At 72.3% G+C, this 2,195-nt stretch carries 2 protein-coding genes; one reads left to right on the top strand and one right to left on the bottom strand.

Features of this window, described 5'->3' with window-relative positions; genetic code table 11:
• Positions 1–1,180 (top strand): acyltransferase family protein (locus tag B8460_RS17205; protein WP_307188643.1); only part of this gene is annotated, 1,180 nt, incomplete at its 5' end.
• Here the strand turns inward: B8460_RS17205 and B8460_RS17200 are convergent.
• A complete protein-coding gene (locus B8460_RS17200; RefSeq protein ID WP_048862848.1) occupies positions 1,075–2,166 on the bottom strand; it encodes a PA0069 family radical SAM protein in 1,092 nt (363 codons plus the stop codon). The two genes, B8460_RS17205 and B8460_RS17200, sit on opposite strands and share 106 nt — an antisense overlap.
• Positions 2,167–2,195 lie beyond the last annotated feature (29 nt).

The following is a 2,195-nucleotide window of genomic DNA, read 5'->3' as shown; positions in this document are numbered from 1 at the left end:
GCTCGATCGTCCAGTTCGGCATGGCGGCAGGATGCGTGCCCGCGATGAGTCGGGCAACCGCACGTCATGGTTGAAGTACCGCTGGGCGGATCGCCTATATATAAGTGTGGCAGCGCGGCGCGAGGACATCGAGCGGGCGAAGGGGCTGGCGATCGTGCTGGTGGTCTTCGGCCATCTCGTCGCACGGGCCGAACCGGCGGGGCTGACCTGGTACGAGCCGCTGCGGGCGGCGGTCTATTCGTTCCACATGCCGCTGTTCTTCTACCTCAGCGGCCTGGCGGCGGCGCTGGCCGGCCCCCCCGCTGCCTATTGGCCGTATCTGCGCGGGCGGGCGCGGCGGCTGCTGGTGCCCTATGCGGCGTTCGGCCTGCTGATCCTGGCGGGCAAGCTGGCGGCGGCGCGCATCGTGGCCGTCGATCATGTCCCGGCCTCGTTCGGCGCCGGGCTGGCGGCGCTGTTCTGGCGGACGGGCGACAGTCCGGCGGGGTCGGTCTGGTATCTGGCGGTGCTGTTCGCCTGTGCCGCCGCCCTGCCGCCGCTGCTGCGCTATCTCGGGCCGGGACGGGCGCTTTTGCTGGCGGGATTGCTGTTCCTGCTGCCATTGCCGCCGCTGCTCTGGGCGGACCGGGTCGGCGGCTATGCCGTGTTCTTCGCCGCCGGCGTCGCGGCGGGGCGGCACGATACGGCATGGACCCGCTGGCGGGACCGCGTCTGGCCCGTCTGCTTCCTGCTGCTCCTGGTGTTGCTTGCGGGGATCGTGGCGGGCGCGGTGCCGGCCGGGCGGATCGACGCCGGGGCGGCGGGGCGCGTGACGCTGCTGCTGGCGGGGCTGCTCGCCATGCCCGCGCTGCATGGGGCCGTGGCGGCGGGGTCCGTGCGGCGCGACCGGGTGCTGCTGGCGCTCGGCCGGGGCAGTTTCGCGATCTATCTGCTCAACACGATCACCATCGGGCTGGCGAAGGCCGCGTTGCTCACGGCGGGGCTCGCCTGGACGGCGGCGGATTTCCCGCGTCTCGCCGTCGCGCTGATGGCGGCCGGGCTCGGCGGTCCGCTGCTGCTGGCGGCACCCTGGCGCTACAGCAGGGAAAGCTGGGCTTCCGCGAGGCCGGCCTTCGGCGGGCCGGGGACGCGGAACGCCTCGGTGACCAGCCCCTCGCGCGTCTCCTCCAGCCCCCATTGACGCGCCGCCCGCGTGAAGCGGCGCAGCAGCAGGTCGGCATAGACGCCGCTGCCGGTGAAGCGGTGATGGAAGCGCGCGTCATTGAGTCCGCCGGCCCGCGTCTCGCGCACGAGGTTCAGCACATGGCGCGCCCGGTCGGGGAAATGCTCCATCAGCCACGCCTCGAACATCTGGCGCAGTTCGTGCGGCAGACGCAGCAGCACGTAGCCGGCATGGCGCGCGCCCGCGCGCGACGCGGCTTCCAGGATGCGTTCGAGTTCGGCGTCGTTGAGGCCGGGGATCATCGGCGCCGCCAGCACGCCCACCGGCACGCCCGCGCGCGTCAGCTCGCTGATCGCCGCGAGCCGTCGGGCGGGCGAGGCTGCGCGCGGCTCCATCCGCCGCGCCAGCACCGGATCGAGCGTGGTGACGGACAGATAGACCCGTGCCAGCCCGCGCGATGCCATGTGGCCGAGGATGTCGAGATCGCGCAGCACGCCGGCCGATTTCGTGACGATGCTGACCGGATGATTGAACCGGTCGAGCACGTCGAGCACGCCGCGCGTGAGCTTCAGCGTGCGCTCGACCGGCTGATAGGGATCGGTGTTGGAGCCGAGCGCCAGCACGCGCGGCACGTAGCCCGGCTTGCGCAGCTCGCGTTCCAGCAGCTCCGCGACGTCGGGCTTGTAGATCAGCTTCGTTTCGAAATCGAGGCCCGGCGAGTAGCCCAGATAGGCATGCGTCGGGCGCGCATAGCAGTAGATGCAGCCATGCTCGCAGCCGCGATACGGGTTCACCGCGCGGTCGAAGCCGATATCGGGGCTGGTGTTGTAGCTGATGACCGACCGGCTCGCGTCGCGCGTCAGGGTGGTCGGCAGCGGCGGCAGGTCGGCGAACCCGGTCTCCAGCGTCTGCCAGCCGTCGTCGAAGGCCGCCGTCGTCCGTGCGTCGTAGCGGACGGGCGGGTTGAGCGTCGCCCCGCGCCCGCGCCGGGCGAGGCTCGGCATGGCGGCGCCCGGCGCGGGCTCCGGCAGCC

Source organism: Acidisphaera rubrifaciens HS-AP3 (assembly GCF_000964365.1).
GTDB lineage: Bacteria > Pseudomonadota > Alphaproteobacteria > Acetobacterales > Acetobacteraceae > Acidisphaera > Acidisphaera rubrifaciens.
This window is presented reverse-complemented; position numbering and strand designations above follow the sequence as displayed.

Excerpts from the sequence above, each read along its gene's own strand:
- B8460_RS17200 (WP_048862848.1), bottom strand. The coding sequence starts at position 2,166 with ATGCCGAGCCTCGCCCGGCGCGGGCGCGGGGCGACGCTCAACCCGCCC.